The sequence below is a fragment of the Pseudomonas batumici genome (assembly GCF_036585405.1).
GTDB classification, from domain to species: domain Bacteria; phylum Pseudomonadota; class Gammaproteobacteria; order Pseudomonadales; family Pseudomonadaceae; genus Aquipseudomonas; species Aquipseudomonas batumici.
The window spans coordinates 6054314-6074718 of sequence record NZ_CP144470.1 but is presented as its reverse complement, the minus strand read 5'-3'; the positions used below and the strand labels follow the sequence as shown (position 1 = coordinate 6074718).

Below are 20405 nucleotides of genomic sequence, written 5' to 3'. Positions count from 1 at the left end.
TTGACCGAAAGCGATAAGAAACCATGACTACAGGCAGTGCTCTGTACATCCCGCCTTACAAGGCTGACGACCAGGATGTGGTCGTCGAACTGAACAACCGTTTCGGCCCCGAGGCCTTTACCGCCCAGGCCACCCGCACCGGCATGCCGGTGCTGTGGGTGACCCGGGCCAAGCTCGTCGAAGTCCTGACCTTCCTGCGCAACCTGCCCAAGCCGTACGTCATGCTCTATGACCTGCACGGCGTGGACGAGCGTCTGCGCACCAAGCGCCAGGGCCTGCCGAGCGCCGATTTCAGCGTCTTCTATCACCTGCTCTCGATCGAGCGTAATAGTGACGTAATGATCAAGGTCGCCTTGTCCGAGAGCGACCTCAGCTTGCCGAGCGTCACCGGTATCTGGCCGAACGCCAACTGGAACGAACGTGAAGTCTGGGACATGTTCGGCATCGACTTCACAGGTCACCCGCACCTGTCGCGCATCATGATGCCGCCGACCTGGGAAGGTCACCCGCTGCGCAAGGACTACCCGGCCCGCGCCACCGAATTCGATCCGTACAGCCTGACCCTGGCCAAGCAACAGCTCGAGGAAGAGGCCGCGCGCTTCCGTCCGGAAGACTGGGGCATGAAGCGTTCCGGCAGCAACGAGGACTACATGTTCCTCAACCTGGGTCCGAACCACCCTTCGGCCCACGGTGCCTTCCGTATCGTCCTGCAACTGGACGGCGAAGAGATCGTCGACTGCGTCCCGGACATCGGCTACCACCACCGCGGTGCCGAGAAAATGGCCGAGCGCCAGTCCTGGCACAGCTTCATCCCCTACACCGACCGTATCGACTACCTCGGCGGGGTGATGAACAACCTGCCGTACGTGCTCGCGGTCGAGAAGCTGGCCGGCATCAAGGTGCCGGACCGGGTCGACACCATCCGCATCATGCTGGCCGAGTTCTTCCGGATCACCAGCCACCTGCTGTTCCTGGGTACCTATATCCAGGACGTCGGCGCCATGACCCCGGTGTTCTTCACCTTCACCGACCGCCAGCGCGCCTACAAGGTGATCGAGGCCATCACCGGCTTCCGCCTGCACCCGGCCTGGTACCGCATCGGCGGCGTCGCCCACGACCTGCCGCGCGGTTGGGACAAACTGGTCAAGGAATTCGTCGACTGGCTGCCCAAGCGCCTCGACGAGTACACCAAGGCCGCCCTGCAGAATAGCATTCTCAGGGGCCGGACCATCGGTGTCGCCGCCTACAACACCAAGGAAGCCCTGGAATGGGGCGTCACCGGTTCCGGCCTGCGTTCCACCGGTTGCGATTTCGACCTGCGCAAGGCCCGTCCGTACTCCGGCTACGAGAACTTCGAGTTCGAAGTCCCGCTGGCGGCCAACGGCGACGCCTATGACCGCTGCATGGTTCGCGTCGAAGAAATGCGCCAGAGCATCAAGATCATCGACCAGTGCCTGCGCAACATGCCGGAAGGCCCGTACAAGGCGGATCACCCGCTGACCACGCCGCCGCCGAAAGAGCGCACGCTGCAGCACATCGAGACCCTGATCACGCACTTCCTGCAAGTTTCGTGGGGCCCGGTCATGCCGGCCAACGAATCCTTCCAGATGATCGAAGCGACCAAGGGCATCAACAGTTATTACCTGACGAGCGACGGCGGCACCATGAGCTACCGTACCCGGATCCGCACCCCGAGCTTCCCGCACCTGCAACAGATCCCTTCGGTGATCCGAGGCAGCATGGTCGCGGACTTGATCGCGTACCTGGGTAGTATCGACTTCGTTATGGCCGACGTGGACCGCTAAGCATGAACAGCCCGCTTATCCAGACAGACCGTTTCGCCCTGAGCGAAACCGAGCGCTCGGCCATCGAGCACGAGCTGCATCACTACGAAGACCCGCGCGCGGCGTCCATCGAAGCCCTGAAGATCGTCCAGAAGGAACGTGGCTGGGTGCCTGACGGCGCGCTCTACGCCATCGGCGAGATCCTCGGCATTCCGGCCAGCGACGTCGAAGGCGTTGCGACCTTCTACAGCCAGATCTTCCGCCAGCCGGTGGGTCGTCACATCATTCGCGTCTGCGACAGCATGGTCTGCTACATCGGCGGCCACGAGTCGGTGGTCGGCGAAATCCAGAGCAAGCTCGGCATCGGCCTGGGTCAGACCACCGCCGACGGTCGCTTCACCCTGCTGCCCGTCTGCTGCCTTGGCAACTGCGACAAGGCCCCGGCGCTGATGATCGACGACGACACCTTCGGCGACGTCCAGCCGGCCGGCGTCGCCAAACTGCTGGAGGGCTACGTATGACCCTGACTTCCTTCGGCCCTGCCAACCGCATCGCGCGCTCGGCGGAGACCCATCCGCTGACCTGGCGCCTGCGCGACGACGCCGAGCCCGTGTGGCTCGACGAGTACCAGGCCAAGAACGGCTATGCCGCCGCCCGCAAGGCGTTCGCCGACATGGCCGCGGACGATATCGTCCAGACCGTGAAGGACTCCGGCCTCAAGGGTCGCGGCGGTGCAGGCTTCCCCACCGGGGTGAAGTGGGGCCTGATGCCCAAAGACGAATCCATGAACATCCGCTACCTGCTGTGCAACGCGGACGAAATGGAGCCCAACACCTGGAAAGACCGCATGCTGATGGAGCAACTGCCCCATCAACTGATCGAAGGCATGCTGATCAGCGCCCGCGCGCTGAAAACCTACCGTGGCTACATCTTCCTGCGCGGCGAATACGTCACCGCCGCCAAGCACCTCAACCGTGCGGTGGAAGAAGCCAAGGCAGCGGGCCTGCTGGGCAAGAACATCCTCGGCAGCGGCTTCGACTTCGAGCTGTTCGTCCACACCGGCGCCGGGCGTTACATCTGCGGTGAAGAAACCGCGCTGATCAACTCCCTCGAAGGCCGCCGCGCCAACCCGCGCTCCAAGCCGCCCTTCCCCGCCGCCGTCGGCGTGTGGGGCAAGCCGACCTGCGTGAACAACGTCGAGACCCTGTGCAACGTACCGGCGATCATCGGCAACGGCGTCGACTGGTACAAAGCCCTCGCCCGCGAAGGCAGCGAAGACCACGGCACCAAGCTGATGGGCTTCTCCGGCAAGGTGAAGAACCCCGGCCTGTGGGAACTGCCGTTCGGCATCACCGCCCGCGAGCTGTTCGAAGACTACGCCGGCGGCATGCGCGATGGCTTCAAGCTCAAGTGCTGGCAGCCAGGCGGCGCCGGCACCGGCTTCCTCCTGCCGGAGCACCTGGACGCGCAAATGTATGCCGGCGGCATCGGCAAGGTCGGCACCCGTATGGGTACAGGCCTGGCCATGGCGGTGGACGACAGCGTCAACATGGTCTCGCTGCTGCGCAACATGGAAGAGTTCTTCGCCCGTGAGTCGTGCGGTTTCTGCACCCCTTGCCGCGACGGCCTGCCATGGAGCGTCAAGCTGCTGCGCGCGCTGGAGAACGGCGAAGGCCAGGCCGGCGACATCGAGACCCTGCTGGGTCTGGTCGGTTTCCTCGGCCCGGGCAAGACCTTCTGTGCCCACGCACCGGGTGCCGTCGAGCCATTGGGCAGCGCCATCAAGTATTTCCGTCCGGAGTTCGAGGCCGGCATCGCACCCAAAAGTGCTGCCGTCCCGCCTTTGGCACGGCCGATCGTAGTCGGCGCATAACGTATCGAAAGGGAGGGCGGTCCGTGCCGCCCTCTTGCTCGCCTGAAGACGCACTTTCGATGCGCCAGGCGAGGACCAGGATTCCATTAGCCACGCCCGCAGACGCGGGCCAACGAAGAACTTTGAACCATGGCCACTATCCACGTAGACGGCAAAGCGCTCGAAGTCGATGGGGCAGACAACCTGTTACAGGCTTGTCTGTCGCTAGGCCTCGACATCCCTTATTTCTGCTGGCACCCCGCGCTCGGTAGCGTCGGTGCCTGTCGCCAGTGCGCGGTCAAGCAGTACAACGACGAGAACGACACCCGTGGTCGCATCGTCATGTCCTGCATGACCCCGGCCTCCGACGGCACCTGGATCTCCATCGATGACGAGGAGTCCAAGGCGTTCCGCGCCAGCGTCGTCGAATGGCTGATGACCAACCACCCGCACGACTGCCCGGTCTGCGAGGAAGGCGGTCACTGCCACCTGCAAGACATGACCGTGATGACCGGCCACAACGAGCGCCGTTATCGCTTCACCAAGCGTACCCACCAGAACCAGGAGCTCGGCCCGTTCATCGCCCACGAGATGAACCGCTGCATCGCCTGCTATCGCTGCGTGCGCTTCTACAAGGACTACGCCGGCGGTACTGACCTGGGCGTGTTCGGTGCCCACGACAACGTGTACTTCGGTCGCGTCGAAGACGGCACCCTGGAAAGCGAATTCTCCGGCAACCTCACCGAGGTCTGCCCGACCGGTGTGTTCACCGACAAGACCCACTCCGAGCGCTACAACCGCAAGTGGGACATGCAGTTCTCGCCGAGCATCTGCCATGGCTGCTCCAGCGGTTGCAACATCAGCCCGGGCGAGCGCTACGGCGAACTGCGTCGGATCGAGAACCGCTACAACGGCTCGGTGAACCAGTACTTCCTCTGCGACCGTGGCCGTTTCGGCTATGGCTACGTCAACCGCGAAGACCGTCCACGTCAGCCGCTGCTGGCCAATGGCGCCAAGTTGAGCCTGGACGAAGCGCTGGATAAAGCCGCCGAGCTGCTGCGCGGTCGCAACATCGTCGGTATCGGCTCGCCCCGCGCCAGCCTGGAAAGCAACCACGCGCTGCGCGAGCTGGTCGGTGCCGAGCACTTCTACTCGGGTATCGAAGCCGCTGAGCTGGAACGCATCCGCCTGGTCCTGCAAGTGCTCAAGGACAGCCCGCTGCCGGTGCCGAACATGCGCGAGGTCGAGGACCACGACGCCGTGTTCGTCCTCGGTGAAGACCTGACCCAGACCGCCGCCCGCATGGCCCTGGCCCTGCGCCAGTCGGTCAAGGGCAAGGCCGAGGACATGGCCGACGCCATGCGCGTCCAGCCTTGGCTCGACGCCGCGGTGAAGAACATCGGCCAGCACGCGCTGAACCCGCTGTTTATCGCCAGCCTCGCTGAAACCAAGCTCGACGACATCGCCGAAGAGTGCGTGCACGCCGCGCCCGACGATCTGGCCCGCATCGGTTTCGCCGTGGCTCACGCCCTCGACGCCAGCGCACCGGCCGTCGAAGGCCTGGACACCGAAGCCCTGGAACTGGCCCAGCGTATCGCCAATGCCCTGCTCGCGGCCAAGCGCCCACTGATCGTCGCCGGTACCTCCCTGGGTTCCAAGGCGCTGATCGAAGCGGCGGCCAACATTGCCAAGGCCTTGAAGCTGCGCGAGAAGAACGGTTCCATCAGCCTGATCGTGCCGGAAGCCAACAGCCTCGGCCTGGCCATGTTCGGTGGCGAATCGGTGGACGCTGCCCTGCAAGCGGTGATCGATGGCAAGGCCGACGCCATCGTCGTGCTGGAAAACGATCTGTACACCCGCACCGACAAGGCCAAGGTCGACGCCGCACTGAGCGCCGCGAAAGTGCTGATCGTCGCCGACCACCAGAAAACCGCCACCAGCGACCGCGCCCAGCTGGTTCTGCCGGCTGCCAGCTTCGCTGAAGGCGACGGTACCCTGGTCAGCCAGGAAGGCCGCGCCCAGCGCTTCTTCCAGGTCTTCGATCCGAAGTACCTCGACGCCAGCATCCTGGTCCACGAAGGCTGGCGCTGGCTGCATGCCCTGCGCGCGACCCTGCTGAACCAGCCGATCGACTGGACCCAACTGGACCACGTCACCGCGGCCTGCGCTTCCAGCACCCCGCAACTGGCCCGCATCGTCGACGCCGCGCCGTCCGCCGCGTTCCGCATCAAGGGCATGAAACTGGCCCGCGAACCGCTGCGTTACTCCGGCCGTACCGCCATGCGCGCCAACATCAGCGTGCACGAACCGCGTACCTCCCAGGACGTCGACACCGCGTTCGCCTTCTCCATGGAAGGTTACTCGGGCTCCGCCGAACCGCGTCAGCAGGTGCCATTCGCCTGGTCGCCGGGCTGGAACTCGCCGCAAGCCTGGAACAAGTTCCAGGACGAAGTCGGTGGCCATATCCGTGCCGGCGACCCGGGCACCCGCCTGATCGAAAGCCAGGGCGACTCGCTGAACTGGTTCGCCAGTGTGCCGCGCGCCTTCAACCCGGCCCAGGGCACCTGGCAAGCCGTGCCGTTCTTCCACCTGTTCGGCAGCGAAGAGAACTCTTCCAGGGCCGCGCCGGTACAAGAGCGCATCCCGGCGGCCTACGTGTCGCTGGCCAAGTCCGAAGCCGATCGCCTGGGCGTCAACGACGGTGCCCTGCTCAGCTTGAACGTAGCCGGCACCACCCTGCGTCTGCCGCTGCGGATCAACGACGAGCTGGGCGCTGGCCTGGTGGCCTTGCCGGCCGGCCTGGCGGGCATTCCCCCGGCATTTTTCGGTCAATCCGTTGACGGCCTGCAGGAGGCAGCTCAATGACCTGGTTCACCCCTGAAGTGATCGACGTGATCCTCTCGGTCGTCAAGGCCATCGTGGTGCTGCTGGCCGTCGTGGTCTGCGGCGCCTTGCTGAGCTTCGTCGAACGTCGCCTGCTGGGCTGGTGGCAGGACCGTTACGGTCCGAACCGCGTCGGCCCGTTCGGCATGTTCCAGATCGCCGCCGACATGCTGAAGATGTTCTTCAAGGAAGACTGGACGCCACCGTTCGCCGACAAGGTGATCTTCACCCTGGCACCGGTGGTGGCCATGAGCGCCCTGCTGATCGCCTTCTCGATCATCCCGATCACCCCGACCTGGGGTGTCGCGGACCTGAACATCGGCCTGCTGTTCTTCTTCGCCATGGCCGGTCTGTCGGTGTACGCGGTGCTGTTCGCCGGTTGGTCGAGCGCCAACAAGTACGCCCTGCTGGGCAGCTTGCGCGCCTCGGCGCAGACCGTGTCCTATGAAGTGTTCATGGGCCTGTCGCTGATGGGCATCGTGGTCCAGGTCGGCTCGTTCAACATGCGCGACATCGTCGACTACCAGGCCCAGCACCTGTGGTTCGTGATTCCGCAGATCTTCGGCTTCCTGACCTTCTTCATCGCCGGCGTGGCCGTGACTCACCGTCACCCCTTCGACCAGCCGGAAGCGGAACAGGAACTGGCCGACGGTTACCACATTGAATATGCCGGCATGAAATGGGGCATGTTCTTCGTCGGCGAGTACATCGGCATCATCCTGATCTCGGCCTTGCTGGTCACCCTGTTCTTCGGTGGCTGGCACGGTCCGTTCGGCATCCTGCCGCAACTGTCGTTCATCTGGTTCGCCCTGAAGACCGCGTTCTTCATCATGATGTTCATCCTGCTGCGCGCTTCGATCCCGCGCCCACGGTATGACCAGGTGATGGACTTCAGCTGGAAATTCTGCCTGCCGCTGACCCTGATCAACATGCTGGTGACCGCTGCGATTGTGTTGTTGAACACGCCTGCGGGCGCGGTTCAGTGAGGATTTGACCCATGTTCAAATATATTGGCGACATCGTTAAGGGTACCGGTACCCAGCTGCGAAGCCTGGTGATGATTTTCGGCCACGGCTTCCGCAAGCGCGACACCCTGCAATACCCGGAAGAGGCGGTGTACTTGCCGCCACGTTATCGCGGTCGCATCGTGCTGACCCGCGACCCCGACGGCGAAGAGCGCTGTGTAGCCTGCAACCTGTGCGCCGTGGCGTGCCCGGTGGGCTGCATCTCGCTGCAGAAGGCCGAGACCGACGACGGTCGTTGGTACCCGGAGTTCTTCCGCATCAACTTCTCGCGTTGCATTTTCTGCGGCCTCTGCGAGGAAGCCTGCCCGACCACCGCGATCCAGCTGACACCGGATTTCGAGATGGGCGAGTTCAAACGTCAGGACCTGGTGTACGAGAAAGAAGATCTGCTGATCTCCGGCCCCGGCAAGAACCCTGATTACAACTTCTATCGTGTTGCAGGTATGGCGGTTGCCGGGAAGCCGAAAGGCTCTGCCCAGAACGAAGCCGAGCCGATCAACGTGAAGAGCTTGCTGCCTTAAGGAAGAACGATGGAATTCGCTTTCTATTTCGCATCGGGTGTCGCTGTTCTGTCCACGCTGCGCGTGATCACCAACACCAACCCTGTGCACGCCCTGCTCTACCTGATTATCTCGCTGCTCTCCGTGGCGATGACGTTCTTCAGCCTCGGTGCACCCTTTGCCGGCGCCCTGGAAGTGATCGCCTACGCCGGTGCCATCATGGTGCTGTTCGTGTTCGTGGTGATGATGCTGAACCTGGGTCCGACCTCGGTGCTGCAAGAGCGCGACTGGCTCAAGCCCGGGATCTGGATCGGGCCGGTGATCCTCTCCGCCCTGCTGCTGGCCGAACTGCTGTACGTGCTGTTCAGCCATGGCAACGGCGGCGCGATCGGTCAAACCACCGTGGGCCCCAAGACCGTGGGCATCAGCCTGTTCGGTCCGTACCTGCTGGTGGTCGAACTTGCCTCGATGCTGTTGCTTGCCGCAGCCATCACGGCATTCCACTTGGGCCGCAACGAGGCGAAGGAGTAACTTATGCCTGCTATCCCTTTGGAACATGGCCTGGCTGTCGCCGGCATCCTGTTCTGCCTCGGCCTGATCGGCCTGATGGTCCGCCGTAACATCCTCTTCGTGCTGATGAGCCTGGAAGTGATGATGAACGCCGCCGCACTGGCCTTCATCGTCGCGGGCGCACGCTGGGCGCAGCCGGATGGACAGGTCATGTTCATCCTGGTGATCAGCCTGGCAGCCGCCGAGGCCAGTATCGGCCTGGCGATCCTGCTGCAGCTGTATCGCCGCTTCCACACGCTCGATATCGACGCTGCCAGTGAGATGCGCGGATGAACATGATCTTTCTGACTTTCGTATTCCCCCTGATCGGTTTCCTGCTGCTGGCGTTCTCCCGTGGACGCCTCTCGGAAAACGGCTCGGCCCTGATCGGGGTCGGTTCCGTCGGCCTGTCGGCCATCGTCGCCGCCTACCTGATCTGGCAATTCAACGTCGCGCCGCCCGAGGGCGGCCACTACACCCTGGTGCTGTGGCAGTGGATGTCGGTGGAGGGCTTCGCCCCCAACTTCGCCCTGTACGTCGACGGCCTGTCGATCACCATGCTCGGCGTGGTGGTCGGCGTGGGTTTCCTGATCCACCTGTTCGCCTCCTGGTACATGCGCGGTGAAGACGGTTACTCGCGCTTCTTCGCCTACACCAACCTGTTTATCGCCAGCATGCTGTTCCTGGTGCTGGCCGATAACCTGTTGTTCGTGTACTTCGGCTGGGAAGGCGTGGGCCTGTGCTCCTACCTGTTGATCGGTTTCTACTACGGCAACCGCAACAACGGTAACGCGGCCCTCAAGGCCTTTATCGTCACCCGCGTCGGCGACGTGTTCATGGCCATCGGCCTGTTCATCCTGTTCACGCAGCTGGGCACGCTGAATATCCAGGAACTGCTGGTCAAGGCGCCCGAGCACTTCAAGGTCGGCGACTTCTGGATCGTCCTGGCGACCCTGATGCTGCTGGGCGGTGCGGTCGGTAAATCCGCGCAACTGCCGCTGCAGACCTGGCTGGCGGACGCCATGGCCGGTCCTACCCCGGTTTCGGCACTGATCCACGCCGCGACCATGGTGACCGCCGGTGTCTACCTGATCGCCCGTACCCACGGTCTGTTCGCCCTGGCGCCGGATATCCTGCACCTGGTCGGCATCGTCGGTGGCGTGACCCTGGTCCTGGCCGGCTTCGCCGCCCTGGTCCAGACCGACATCAAGCGGATCCTCGCCTACTCGACCATGAGCCAGATCGGCTACATGTTCCTGGCCCTGGGCGTCGGTGCCTGGGAAGGCGCGATCTTCCACCTGATGACCCACGCCTTCTTCAAGGCCCTGCTGTTCCTTGCCTCCGGTGCGGTGATCGTGGCCTGCCACCACGAGCAGAACATCTTCAAGATGGGCGGCCTGTGGAAGAAACTGCCGTTGGCCTACGCCAGCTTCATCGTCGGTGGTGCCGCCCTGGCCGCCCTGCCGATCGTGACCGCCGGTTTCTACTCCAAGGACGAAATCCTCTGGGAAGCCTTCGCCAGCGGTAACCAGAATCTGCTCTATGCAGGTCTGGTGGGCGCGTTCATGACCTCGCTGTACACCTTCCGCCTGATCTTCATCACCTTCCACGGTGAAGCCAAGACCGAAGCCCACGCCGGCCACGGGATTACCCATTGGCTGCCGCTGAGCGTGCTGATCGTGCTGTCGACCTTCATCGGTGCCTGGATTCATCCGCCATTGGCGGGCGTCCTGCCGGAAAGCGCCGGTCATGCCGGCGGCGAAGCCAAGCACAGCCTGGAAATCGCCTCGGGTGCCATCGCCCTGGCCGGTATCCTGCTGGCGGCCGTGCTGTTCCTCGGCAAGCGTCGCTTCGCCACCGCGGTCGCCAACAGCGGCATCGGTCGTGTCCTGTCGGCCTGGTGGTTCGCCGCCTGGGGCTTCGACTGGATCTACGACAAGCTGTTCGTCAAGCCGTACCTGGCGATCATCCATATGCTGCGCAAAGACCCGCTCGACCAGACCATCGGCCTGATCCCGCGTATGGCCAAAGGCGGCAACACCGCCCTGAGCCGCACCCAGACCGGTCAACTGCGTTGGTATGCCGCGTCGCTCGCCGCCGGTGCAGTCGTGGTGCTGGGCGCCATCGTGCTGGTAGCGGTCTGACTATGAACCTTGCGACATTGCGAAAGGAATTGAGCCCGTCATGATTCTGCCTTGGCTAATCCTGATCCCCTTTATCGGCGGCCTGCTGTGCTGGCTGGGTGAGCGCTTCGGCGCCACCCTCCCCCGCTGGATTGCGCTGCTGACCATGTCCCTCGAACTCGCCCTCGGCCTCTGGCTGTGGGCCCACGGGGAATTCCACCTGGCACCGGCTCCCGGCGCCGATCCGACCTGGGCGATCGAGTTCAAGCAGGTCTGGATCCAGCGCTTCGGCATCAACGTGCACCTGGCTCTCGACGGCCTGTCGCTGCTGATGGTCCTGCTGACCGGCCTGCTGGGCGTCCTCTCGGTGCTCTGCTCGTGGAAAGAGATCCAGCGTCGCGTGGGCTTCTTCCACCTGAACCTGATGTGGATCCTGGGCGGTGTCGTCGGCGTGTTCCTGGCCCTCGACCTGTTCATGTTCTTCTTCTTCTGGGAAATGATGCTGGTGCCGATGTACTTCCTCATCGCGCTCTGGGGTCACAGTTCTTCGGACGGCAAGAAAACCCGGATCTACGCGGCGACCAAGTTCTTCATCTTCACCCAGGCTTCCGGCCTGATCATGTTGGTGGCGATCCTCGGTCTGGTCCTGGTCCACTTCAACAGCACCGGCGTGATCAGCTTCAACTACGCCGACCTGTTGAAAACCAAGATGTCGCTGAGCACCGAGTACATCCTGATGCTCGGCTTCTTCATCGCCTTCGCGGTGAAACTGCCGGTGGTGCCGTTCCACTCCTGGCTGCCGGATGCCCACGCCCAGGCGCCGACCGCCGGTTCCGTGGACCTGGCCGGTATCTTGCTGAAAACCGCAGCCTACGGTCTGTTGCGCTTCGCCCTGCCGCTGTTCCCGAATGCTTCGGCGGCGTTCGCGCCGTTTGCCATGACCCTGGGTCTGATCGGGATTTTCTACGGCGCGTTCCTGGCGTTCGCACAAACCGACATCAAGCGCCTGATCGCCTTCTCCAGCGTTTCGCACATGGGCTTCGTGCTGATCGGGATCTACTCCGGCAGCCAGCAGGCCCTGCAAGGCGCGGTGATCCAGATGCTGGCCCACGGCCTGTCGGCGGCGGCACTCTTTATCCTCAGCGGCCAGCTCTACGAGCGCACCCACACCCGCGACATGCGTGAGATGGGTGGCCTGTGGTCGAAGATCGCCTACCTGCCGGCCATCAGCCTGTTCTTCGCCACCGCGTCGCTGGGCCTGCCGGGCACCGGCAACTTCGTCGGCGAGTTCCTGATCCTGATCGGTACCTTCGCCGCGGCACCGTGGGTCATCGCGATTGCCACCTCGGGCCTGGTGTTCGGTTCGGTCTACTCGCTGATCATGATTCACCGTGCCTACTTCGGCCCGTCCAAGTCCGATGCCGTGCTGCATGGCATGGATGGCCGCGAACTGATCATGGTGCTGGGACTGGCGGCGTTGCTGATTTACCTCGGCGTCTACCCGCAACCGTTCCTCGATACCTCCGCCGCCACCATGCATGGCGTGCAGCAGTGGTTCGGCACCGCCTTCACTCAACTCGCTTCGGCCCGGTAAGAGCGCTATGGACCTGACGACTCAACACTTTATTGCGCTTGCTCCGCTGCTGATCACCAGCCTCACCGCTGTCGTGGTGATGCTGGCGATCGCCTGGCGCCGCAACCATTCACAGACCTTCCTGCTCTCGGTGGCCGGTCTCAACCTGGCCCTGCTGTCGATTCTGCCGGCGCTGAAAGTCTCGCCACTGGCGGTGACGGCGCTGATCCAGATCGACGACTTCTCCTGCCTGTACATGGCGTTGATCCTGGTCGCCACCCTGGCATGCGTCACCCTCGCCCATGCCTACCTGGGCGACGGCGGCGACGGCTACCCGGGCAACCGTGAAGAACTCTACCTGCTGATCCTGACCGCCGCCGCCGGCGGCATGGTCCTGGTCAGCGCGCAGCACCTGGCCAGCCTGTTCATCGGCCTGGAGCTGCTCTCGGTACCGGTCTACGGCCTGGTGGCCTACGCCTTCTTCAACAAGCGTTCGCTGGAAGCCGGCATCAAGTACATGGTGCTGTCGGCCGCCGGTTCCGCCTTCCTGTTGTTCGGCATGGCCCTGCTCTACGCCGAAGCCGGCACCCTGAGCTTCAGCGGTATCGGTCAGGCCCTGGCGGCCACCGGCCTGCCAAGCCCGATTGCCCAGCTGGGCCTGGGCATGATGCTGGTGGGCCTGGCGTTCAAGCTGTCGCTGGTGCCTTTCCACCTCTGGACCCCGGACGTGTACGAAGGCGCCCCGGCGCCGGTGGCGGCGTTCCTGGCCACCGCCAGCAAGGTCGCGGTGTTCGCCGTGATGATCCGCCTGTTCCAGCTCTCGCCGGTGGCCAGCAGTGGCGTACTGAGCAATGTGCTGGCGGTGATCGCCATCGCCTCGATCCTGATGGGCAACCTGCTGGCGCTGACCCAGAACAACCTCAAGCGTCTGCTGGGTTACTCGTCCATCGCCCACTTCGGCTACCTGCTGATCGCCCTGGTGGCGAGCAAGGGCCTGGCCATGGAAGCCATGGGCGTGTACCTGGTCACCTACGTGATCACCAGCCTCGGCGCCTTCGGTGTGATCACCCTGATGTCCTCGCCTTACAAGGGCCGTGACGCGGACGCCTTGTACGAGTACCGCGGCCTGTTCTGGCGCCGTCCGTACCTGACCGCCGTACTGACCGTGATGATGCTGTCGCTGGCCGGTATCCCGCTGACCGCCGGCTTCATCGGCAAGTTCTACATCATCGCGACCGGTGTCGAGTCGCAACACTGGTGGCTGATCGGTTCGCTGGTGCTGGGCAGTGCCATCGGCGTGTTCTACTACCTGCGTGTGATGGTCACCCTGTACCTGGTCGAACCGAACCTGCGTCGTGTCGATGCCCAGCTGCACTGGGAACAGCGTGCTGGCGGCGTGATGCTGCTGGCGATCGCGGTACTGGCGTTCTTCCTCGGCCTGTACCCGCAACCGCTGCTGGAACTGGTGCAACACGCGGTACTGGCAAGCTAAGCAGCCGTCCGTTGTACCCGACACCCCGCCCGAGGCAACTCCGGCGGGGTGTTTTGTTTCTGGCATAGACCCAGGTCAATACCTCTCAAGATCGGATGCCTTAGCCTCGCGACCTTTTGCGAACGATCCGACCATGCCCCTCCCCTCCCCCGAACTGCTGGCGCCCGCCGGCACCCTGAAGAACATGCGCTACGCCTTCGCCTACGGCGCCGATGCGGTCTACGCCGGCCAGCCGCGCTACAGCCTGCGGGTGCGCAACAACGAGTTCGACCACGCCAACCTGGCCCTCGGCATCCGCGAAGCCCAGGCCCAGGGCAAGCGCTTCTACGTGGTGGTGAACATCGCCCCGCACAATGCCAAACTCAAGACCTTTCTCAAGGACCTGGCACCGGTGATCGCCATGGCCCCGGACGCGCTGATCATGTCCGACCCCGGCTTGATCATGCTGGTGCGCGAGCATTTCCCGCAGATGCCGATTCACCTGTCAGTGCAGGCCAATACGGTGAACTGGGCCAGCGTGCGGTTCTGGCAGCAACTGGGCTTGAGCCGGATCATCCTCTCCCGGGAGCTGTCCCTGGAGGAGATCGGCGAAATCCGCGAGCAGGTGCCGGACATGGAGCTGGAGGTGTTCGTCCACGGCGCGCTGTGCATGGCCTATTCCGGCCGCTGCCTGCTCTCCGGGTACCTGAACCGCCGCGACGCCAACCAGGGCAGTTGCACCAATGCCTGCCGCTGGCAGTACAAGGCGCAGCCGGCCGCGGAAAACCTGTTGGGCGAGATAGTCCAGGCGTTCGACCCCGTCGAGCCGACCCTGGGCATCGGCGCGCCGACCGACCAGGTGTTCCTGCTCCAGGAGTCCCAGCGACCGGACGAGTCGATGCCGGCCTTCGAGGACGAGCACGGCACCTACATCATGAACGCCAAGGACCTGCGCGCCGTACAGCATGTCGAGCGGTTGACCCGCATGGGCGTGCATTCGCTGAAGATCGAAGGCCGGACCAAATCGCATTTCTACTGTGCGCGAACGACCCAGGTCTATCGCCGGGCCATTGACGACGCGGTGGCCGGACGAGCGTTCGACCGCAACCTGATGCATGACCTCGAATCATTGGCCCAACGCGGTTACACCGAAGGTTTCCTGCGTCGACATGTGCATGACGAGTATCAGAACTATCAGCACGGCAGCTCGGTCTCGGAACGCCAGCAGTTTGTCGGCGAACTGACCGGCGAACGCCGCGAGGGACTGGCGCAGGTCAAGGTGAAGAACCGTTTCGGGGTTGGCGATCATCTGGAGCTGATGACCCCCGGGGGCAATCTGCATTTTGATCTGGATGAGCTGCGCAACGAGCGCGGCGAGCGGATCGAGGTGGCGCCAGGGGATGGGCACACGGTGTACCTGCCGGTTCCGGATGAGCTGGAGTTGCGGTTCGGGTTGTTGATGCGGGATCTGGCGGAGGCCTGATAGATATCAGTCGCCTGGACGGGCGCTATCGCCGGCAAGCCGGCTCCTACAATTGTCCGCGTCGTACCTGGGTCTTGTGTACGACCGAAAAACCTGTGGGAGCCGGCTTGCCGGCGATGCTTTTAGATCCGGAACTGCCCCACCAGCTTGCCCAGGCGCTGTCCCAGTTCCGCCAGGCTGCGGGAGGTCTGGGCACCCCGTTGGGTTTCGTCGGCCACGCTGTCCACCGCCGTGGCGATCTGGTGCACGCTGCGGTTGATCTCTTCGGCAACCGCGGTCTGCTCCTCAGCGGCACTGGCGATCTGCGCGTTCATCGTGTTGATGGTGCCGATCAGCTGCGCCATGGTATCCAGCGATGCACCGGCCTCGTTGGCCCGGTCCGAAGTGCCGTCGCCGGCCTCGCTGGAACGGCGCATGGCCTCCACCGCCACCTGCGTGCCCTGTTGCAGACGGTCGATCATGCCCTGGATTTCCTGGGTGCTCTGCTGGGTCCGGCTGGCCAGTGCACGCACTTCATCGGCCACCACCGCAAAACCACGCCCCGCCTCACCAGCCCGTGCCGCCTCGATGGCGGCGTTGAGGGCCAGCAGGTTGGTCTGCTCGGCGATGGAACGAATCACCCCCAGCACGCTGACGATCGAAGTCACGTCCTGCTGCAGGCTGTCCAGGGAGGTGCCGCTGTGGCGAATATCCTTCACCAGCGCATGGATCTGCTGGATGCTGCCGTCGACCACCCGCTTGGCGGTCTGGCCTTCGACATCGGTCTGCTGCGCGGCAACCGAGGCACCTTGCGCGCTGCGGGCCACTTCCTGGGCTGCCGAGGACATCTGGTTGATCGCCGTGGCCACCTGGTCGGTCTCGTGGCGCTGACGTTCCATCGCCTGTTCCGAACGCTGGGCCTGATCGCTGACCTGGGAAACCAGCGCGGTCAGTTGCGCGGTCATTTCAGTGATCTGCCGCACCAGGCCATGGATCTTGTCGACAAAGCGGTTGAAGGAACCGGCCAGCTGCCCCAGTTCGTCCTGGCTGGTGATCGCCAGGCGCCGCGTCAGGTCACCCTCCCCGGCCGCGATATCGTCCAGGCTGTGCTTCATCAATTGCAACGGGCGCAAAATGGTATTGGCCATCAGTATCCCGAGGACCGCGATCACCAGCAGCACCACCAGGGTGATCCCGAGGATGCTCAGGATCACCCCCTCCATGCGCTGATGGACCTTGGTCTCCAACTCCGCGACCTGGGCCTCGATACCGTCGAGGTTGACGGAGGTACCGATGGCCAGGTCCCACTTGGGCAGGTATTCGGTGTAACCGATCTTGGGTACCAGCACCTTGTCGTTGCCGGGTAGCGGCGAACTGTATTTCAGGTAATGGGTACCGTCCTTGGCAACCTCGACCAGGCCGCGATTGGCGTAGACGCCATTCGGATCGCGGGCATCCTTGAAACTCTTGCCGATGTCATCGGGGCTATTGCTCTTGAACACCCGCACGATCTGCGAGTCATAGCCGAAGAAGTAACCGTCCTTGCCGTACTTGATACTCGACAGCAGCTTCACCACCTGGGCCCGCGCCGCCATGTCGCCCGGGGGCGCGGCATCGTAGAGCGGCTTGATCGCGGTCATCACCTGGGTGACGTAGTTCTGCAAGGTCACCTTGGCCTCCGAGAGCAGACGCTGGCGGGTTTGCTCCACCTCATCCCTGGCCTGATTTTGCAACATCCACACCGTGGTCAGGCTGATCACCAGGGCGCAGAGCAATACCGGCAGCACTGCGAGGGACACGACTTTGGCCTTCAAGCTCAGGCACATAATGGATCTCTCTTGTAGGAATAGGCGGTCAACGGGTCAACCGCCTGGGACGAGCAAAGATGCGTTCTAAATCCGGAACTGCCCCACCAGCTTGCCCAGGCGCTGTCCCAGTTCCGCCAGGCTGCGGGAGGTCTGGGCGCTGCGCTGGGTTTCATCGGCCACGCTGTCCACCGCCGTGGCGATCTGGTGCACGCTGCGGTTGATCTCCTCGGCCACCGCGGTCTGCTCCTCGGCGGCGCTGGCGATCTGCGCGTTCATCGCGTTGATGGTGCCGATCAACTGCGCCATGGTATCCAGCGATGCACCGGCCTCGTTGGCCCGGTCCGAAGTACCGTCACCGGCTTCGCTCGAGCGGCGCATGGCCTCCACCGCCACCTGCGTGCCCTGTTGCAGGCGATCGATCATGCCCTGGATTTCCTGGGTGCTCTGCTGGGTCCGGCTGGCCAGCGCGCGTACTTCATCGGCCACCACCGCAAAACCGCGCCCCGCCTCACCGGCCCGTGCCGCCTCGATGGCGGCGTTGAGCGCCAGTAGATTGGTCTGCTCGGCAATCGAACGAATCACCCCCAGCACGCTGACAATCGAGGTCACGTCCTGCTGCAGGCTGTCCAGGGACGTGCCGCTGTGGCGAATGTCCTTCACCAGCGCGTGGATCTGCTGGATGCTGCCATCGACCACCCGCTTGGCGGTCTGGCCTTCGGCATCGGTCTGCTGCGCGGCGATCGCGGCCCCTTGGGCGCCACGCGCCACTTCCTGGGCCGCCGAGGACATCTGGTTGATCGCCGTGGCCACCTGGTCGGTCTCGTGGCGCTGACGTTCCATCGCCTGTTCCGAACGCTGGGCCTGTTCGCTGACCTGGGAGACCAGCGTGGTCAGTTGCACGGTCATTTCACTGATCTGCCGCACCAGGCCATGGATCTTGTCGACAAAGCGGTTGAAGGAACCGGCCAACTGCCCCAGCTCGTCCTGGCTGGTGATCGCCAGGCGCCGCGTCAGATCCCCCTCCCCGGCCGCAATATCGTCCAGGCTGTGCTTCATCAATTGCAACGGACGCAAAATGGTATTGGCCATCAGGGCCCCGAGGACTGCGATCACCAACAGCACCACCAGGGCGATCCCGAAGATACTCAGGATCACCCCTTCCATGCGCTGATGGACCTTGGCCTCCACCTCCGCAACCTGGGCGTCGATGCCATCGAGGTTGACGAAGGTACCGATGGCCATGTCCCACTTGGGCAGGAATTCGGTATAGGCGATCTTGGGTACCAGGACCTGCTCGTTGGTGGCCAACGACGCGCTGTATCTCAGGTAATGGGTACCGTCCTTGGCGACCCGGACCAGCTCACGCGTGTAGTAGACGCCATTCGGGTCGCGGGCGTCGTTGAAATTCTGGCCGACACCGCTGGGGTTGTCGCTCTTGAACACCCGCACAATCTGCGAGTCGGTGCCGAAAAAGTAACCGTCCTTGCCATACTTGATACTCGACAGCAGTTTCACCGCCTGGGCCCGCGCGGCCATGTCCCCCGGGGCCGACGCATCGTAGAGCGGCTTGATCGCGGTCAGCGCCAGGTTGACGTAATTCTGCAAGGTCACCTTGGCTTCCGAGAGCAGACGCTGGCGGGTTTCCTCCACTTCATCCTTGGCCTGATTCTGCAGTATCCAAACCATGGTCAGGCTGATCACCAGGGCGCAGAGCAATACCGGCAGTACGGCGAGGGACACGACTTTGGTCTTCAGGCTCAGGCGCATGAGGGTTCTCTCTTATAGGGAAGACAGTCAACAGGTTAACGGCTTGGGACGAGCAAAATTGAGCAGAGAGGCTATTGATACACGCAAATGACGCACTGCGGATATCTGCCCATGACGCGTTGACGCTATTCTCCCTCCCCCCACACTCACAGCTAGCGTGGGACGGCCTCACCCCGTTCAATAACCCTATGTTTTTCCAGTGAAATAGCAGTTCACCGAAAGACCTTGCTTATTTTTAATTGAACGATTAAACAAATAAAAAACCTCAAGCCGTCAACCTTCCGCCTTCTCTTGCCTCGATCAAGGATGTCACTTCATGCCGCTCAGACAACTTTCCATCCAGTGGAAAATCACCCTGCTCGCCGGACTCAGCCTGCTGGGCGTCGTGACCTTGCTGGTGGGGCTTTCCCTCTACCGCATGGAACACAGCTCGCAACTGGTGAAAGCCTCGAGCATGGAGATGCTCAATGAAGCGGCCCAGGCGCGGATCGAAGCCCAGGGCGAAGTGCAGGCGTTGATCATTCGTCGTCAGTTCATGGACGCCTATCAATACGGCAACGGCTTTGCCCGCCAGGTGCTGTTCCTGCGCGAACAGGCGGAAAAGCGCTTTCTCGATGCCTTCGACCTGCGCGAGGACCTGACCCGCCAGGTGAAGTCCGCACTGCAAGCCAACCCGGACCTGCTCGGCCTGTCCCTGGTGTTCGAAGCCAATGCGCTGGACGGCAAGGATGAGCTGTTCGCCGGCCAGAAGGAGGTGGGCAGCAATGAAAAGGGCCGCTTCGCGCTCTACTGGTCGCAGCCGACCCCGGGCAAGCTGACCTCCATGCCGCTGCCGGAAAGCGACATGGCCGACACCAGCCGCGGTCCCAGCGGCGAACCGAACAACGCCTGGTTCACCTGCCCGCGCAGCACCCTCAAGCCCTGCGTGATCGAACCCTACTTCTACCCGATCGATGGCCAGAACGTGCTGATGACCAGCATCGTCTTCCCGTTGATGGTCGAGGGCAAAGTGATTGCCTCGCTGTCGGTGGACATCAACCTCAACAGCCTGCAAGCGCTCAGCCAGCAGGCCAGCAAGAAGCTCTATGACGGCCAGACCAGCGTCAGCATCCTCAGCCCGGCGGGTCTGCTGGCCGGCTACAGTCCGGACGCGAGCCAGTTGAGCAAGCGCCTGGAGCAGGTCGATCCCGTCAACGGTGCCGCCCTGACTCACACACTGTCCACCCTGAGCACGACACGCAGCGAGCGCGAACAGGACCGGTTGAAGATCCTCGCGCCGTTCCAGCCAATCCCCGGCGGCAAGTCCTGGGGCGTGCTGCTGGACATCCCGGAAAAGGTCCTGGTGGGGCCGGCCGAGACACTCAAGGATCAACTCGACGAGCGCAATGCCGCCGGCACTCTGGTCGAACTCAGCCTTGGCCTGCTGGCCGCGGTGGTTGGCCTGCTGCTGGTCTGGCTGATGGCCCGCAGCGTGACCCGGCCGATCCTGGGTGTGGCGCACATGCTGGAAGACATTGCCAGCGGCGAAGGCGACCTGACCCGCCGCCTGAACTATGCCAAGCGCGACGAACTGGGCCAGTTGGCCGGCTGGTTCAACCGTTTCCTCGA

The 20405-nt window shown here is 63.4% G+C and carries 14 protein-coding genes and 2 pseudogenes; 13 read left to right on the top strand and 3 right to left on the bottom strand.

From position 1 onward, the window contains the following. Positions 1–23: 23 nt before the first annotated feature. The 12 genes from nuoC to yegQ all read left to right on the top strand — a co-directional run bounded on the left by nuoC (position 24) and on the right by yegQ (position 15243). Entirely contained in the window at positions 24–1805 is a 1782-nt protein-coding gene (gene nuoC / locus NUH87_RS27795; RefSeq protein ID WP_040069322.1) for an NADH-quinone oxidoreductase subunit C/D, read from the top strand. Positions 1806–1807: 2 nt separating this feature from the next. Next, the gene (gene nuoE / locus NUH87_RS27790) at positions 1808–2305 is read left to right on the top strand and encodes an NADH-quinone oxidoreductase subunit NuoE (protein WP_040069325.1); all 498 of its coding nucleotides are present in this window, start codon (positions 1808–1810) and stop codon (positions 2303–2305) included. Continuing rightward, positions 2302–3657: an NADH-quinone oxidoreductase subunit NuoF gene (gene nuoF, locus NUH87_RS27785; protein ID WP_040069327.1), complete on the top strand. Its 1356-nt coding sequence runs from the start codon at positions 2302–2304 to the stop codon at positions 3655–3657. The genes nuoE and nuoF overlap by 4 nt, the downstream gene beginning before the upstream one ends. A 129-nt stretch (positions 3658–3786) precedes the next feature. Beyond that, positions 3787–6501 (top strand): NADH-quinone oxidoreductase subunit NuoG, encoded by a 2715-nt coding sequence (nuoG, locus tag NUH87_RS27780; protein ID WP_338523508.1) that lies wholly within the window; start codon positions 3787–3789, stop codon positions 6499–6501. Beyond that, positions 6498–7505 carry an NADH-quinone oxidoreductase subunit NuoH gene (nuoH, locus tag NUH87_RS27775; protein ID WP_040069330.1) on the top strand — a complete coding sequence of 336 codons (1008 nt, stop codon included), beginning with the start codon at positions 6498–6500 and terminating at the stop codon, positions 7503–7505. The genes nuoG and nuoH overlap by 4 nt, the downstream gene beginning before the upstream one ends. 11 nt (positions 7506–7516) lie before the next feature. Next, positions 7517–8065, top strand: coding sequence for an NADH-quinone oxidoreductase subunit NuoI (gene nuoI, locus NUH87_RS27770; RefSeq protein ID WP_040069332.1), 549 nt, complete (start codon positions 7517–7519; stop codon positions 8063–8065). A gap of 9 nt (positions 8066–8074) precedes the next feature. After that, positions 8075–8575, top strand: a complete 501-nt coding sequence (nuoJ, locus tag NUH87_RS27765) for an NADH-quinone oxidoreductase subunit J (RefSeq protein ID WP_338523507.1) — start codon at positions 8075–8077, stop codon at positions 8573–8575. Positions 8576–8578: 3 nt separating this feature from the next. Continuing rightward, positions 8579–8887 carry an NADH-quinone oxidoreductase subunit NuoK gene (gene nuoK, locus NUH87_RS27760; RefSeq protein ID WP_040069337.1) on the top strand — a complete coding sequence of 103 codons (309 nt, stop codon included), beginning with the start codon at positions 8579–8581 and terminating at the stop codon, positions 8885–8887. Further along, positions 8884–10737, top strand: a complete 1854-nt coding sequence (gene nuoL / locus NUH87_RS27755; protein ID WP_338523506.1) for an NADH-quinone oxidoreductase subunit L — start codon at positions 8884–8886, stop codon at positions 10735–10737. The genes nuoK and nuoL overlap by 4 nt, the downstream gene beginning before the upstream one ends. A 40-nt stretch (positions 10738–10777) precedes the next feature. Continuing rightward, on the top strand, positions 10778–12310 hold the full coding sequence (gene nuoM / locus NUH87_RS27750) for an NADH-quinone oxidoreductase subunit M (RefSeq protein WP_338523505.1): 1533 nt from the start codon (positions 10778–10780) through the stop codon (positions 12308–12310). A 7-nt stretch (positions 12311–12317) separates the two neighbouring features. Further along, on the top strand, positions 12318–13781 hold the full coding sequence (nuoN, locus tag NUH87_RS27745) for an NADH-quinone oxidoreductase subunit NuoN (protein ID WP_040069342.1): 1464 nt from the start codon (positions 12318–12320) through the stop codon (positions 13779–13781). 133 nt (positions 13782–13914) lie between these two features. Beyond that, positions 13915–15243 carry a tRNA 5-hydroxyuridine modification protein YegQ gene (yegQ, locus tag NUH87_RS27740; RefSeq protein ID WP_338523504.1) on the top strand — a complete coding sequence of 443 codons (1329 nt, stop codon included), beginning with the start codon at positions 13915–13917 and terminating at the stop codon, positions 15241–15243. Positions 15244–15365: 122 nt separating this feature from the next. Here the strand turns inward: yegQ and NUH87_RS27735 are convergent, their stop codons facing one another. The 3 genes and pseudogenes from NUH87_RS27735 to NUH87_RS31410 all read right to left on the bottom strand — a co-directional run. Then, the gene (locus tag NUH87_RS27735; protein WP_338523503.1) at positions 15366–17048 is read right to left on the bottom strand and encodes a methyl-accepting chemotaxis protein; all 1683 of its coding nucleotides are present in this window, start codon (positions 17046–17048) and stop codon (positions 15366–15368) included. 66 nt (positions 17049–17114) lie between these two features. Beyond that, positions 17115–17870 (bottom strand): methyl-accepting chemotaxis protein, encoded by a 756-nt coding sequence (locus NUH87_RS31415; RefSeq protein WP_422393962.1) that lies wholly within the window; start codon positions 17868–17870, stop codon positions 17115–17117. 102 nt (positions 17871–17972) lie between these two features. After that, a pseudogene (locus tag NUH87_RS31410) lies at positions 17973–18716 on the bottom strand (cache domain-containing protein); the annotation flags it as partial. 397 nt (positions 18717–19113) lie between these two features. On the opposite strand from NUH87_RS31410, the pseudogene NUH87_RS31405 reads away from it, so the two are divergent. After that, positions 19114–20403: pseudogene (locus NUH87_RS31405) on the top strand (HAMP domain-containing protein); the annotation flags it as partial. Positions 20404–20405 lie beyond the last annotated feature (2 nt).

Excerpts from the sequence above, each read along its gene's own strand:
- nuoC (WP_040069322.1), top strand. The coding sequence starts at position 24 with ATGACTACAGGCAGTGCTCTGTACATCCCGCCTTACAAGGCTGACGAC.
- nuoE (WP_040069325.1), top strand. The coding sequence starts at position 1,808 with ATGAACAGCCCGCTTATCCAGACAGACCGTTTCGCCCTGAGCGAAACC.
- nuoF (WP_040069327.1), top strand. The coding sequence starts at position 2,302 with ATGACCCTGACTTCCTTCGGCCCTGCCAACCGCATCGCGCGCTCGGCG.
- nuoG (WP_338523508.1), top strand. The coding sequence starts at position 3,787 with ATGGCCACTATCCACGTAGACGGCAAAGCGCTCGAAGTCGATGGGGCA.
- nuoH (WP_040069330.1), top strand. The coding sequence starts at position 6,498 with ATGACCTGGTTCACCCCTGAAGTGATCGACGTGATCCTCTCGGTCGTC.
- nuoI (WP_040069332.1), top strand. The coding sequence starts at position 7,517 with ATGTTCAAATATATTGGCGACATCGTTAAGGGTACCGGTACCCAGCTG.
- nuoJ (WP_338523507.1), top strand. The coding sequence starts at position 8,075 with ATGGAATTCGCTTTCTATTTCGCATCGGGTGTCGCTGTTCTGTCCACG.
- nuoK (WP_040069337.1), top strand. The coding sequence starts at position 8,579 with ATGCCTGCTATCCCTTTGGAACATGGCCTGGCTGTCGCCGGCATCCTG.
- nuoL (WP_338523506.1), top strand. The coding sequence starts at position 8,884 with ATGAACATGATCTTTCTGACTTTCGTATTCCCCCTGATCGGTTTCCTG.
- nuoM (WP_338523505.1), top strand. The coding sequence starts at position 10,778 with ATGATTCTGCCTTGGCTAATCCTGATCCCCTTTATCGGCGGCCTGCTG.
- nuoN (WP_040069342.1), top strand. The coding sequence starts at position 12,318 with ATGGACCTGACGACTCAACACTTTATTGCGCTTGCTCCGCTGCTGATC.
- yegQ (WP_338523504.1), top strand. The coding sequence starts at position 13,915 with ATGCCCCTCCCCTCCCCCGAACTGCTGGCGCCCGCCGGCACCCTGAAG.
- NUH87_RS27735 (WP_338523503.1), bottom strand. The coding sequence starts at position 17,048 with ATGTGCCTGAGCTTGAAGGCCAAAGTCGTGTCCCTCGCAGTGCTGCCG.
- NUH87_RS31415 (WP_422393962.1), bottom strand. The coding sequence starts at position 17,870 with ATGGAACGTCAGCGCCACGAGACCGACCAGGTGGCCACGGCGATCAAC.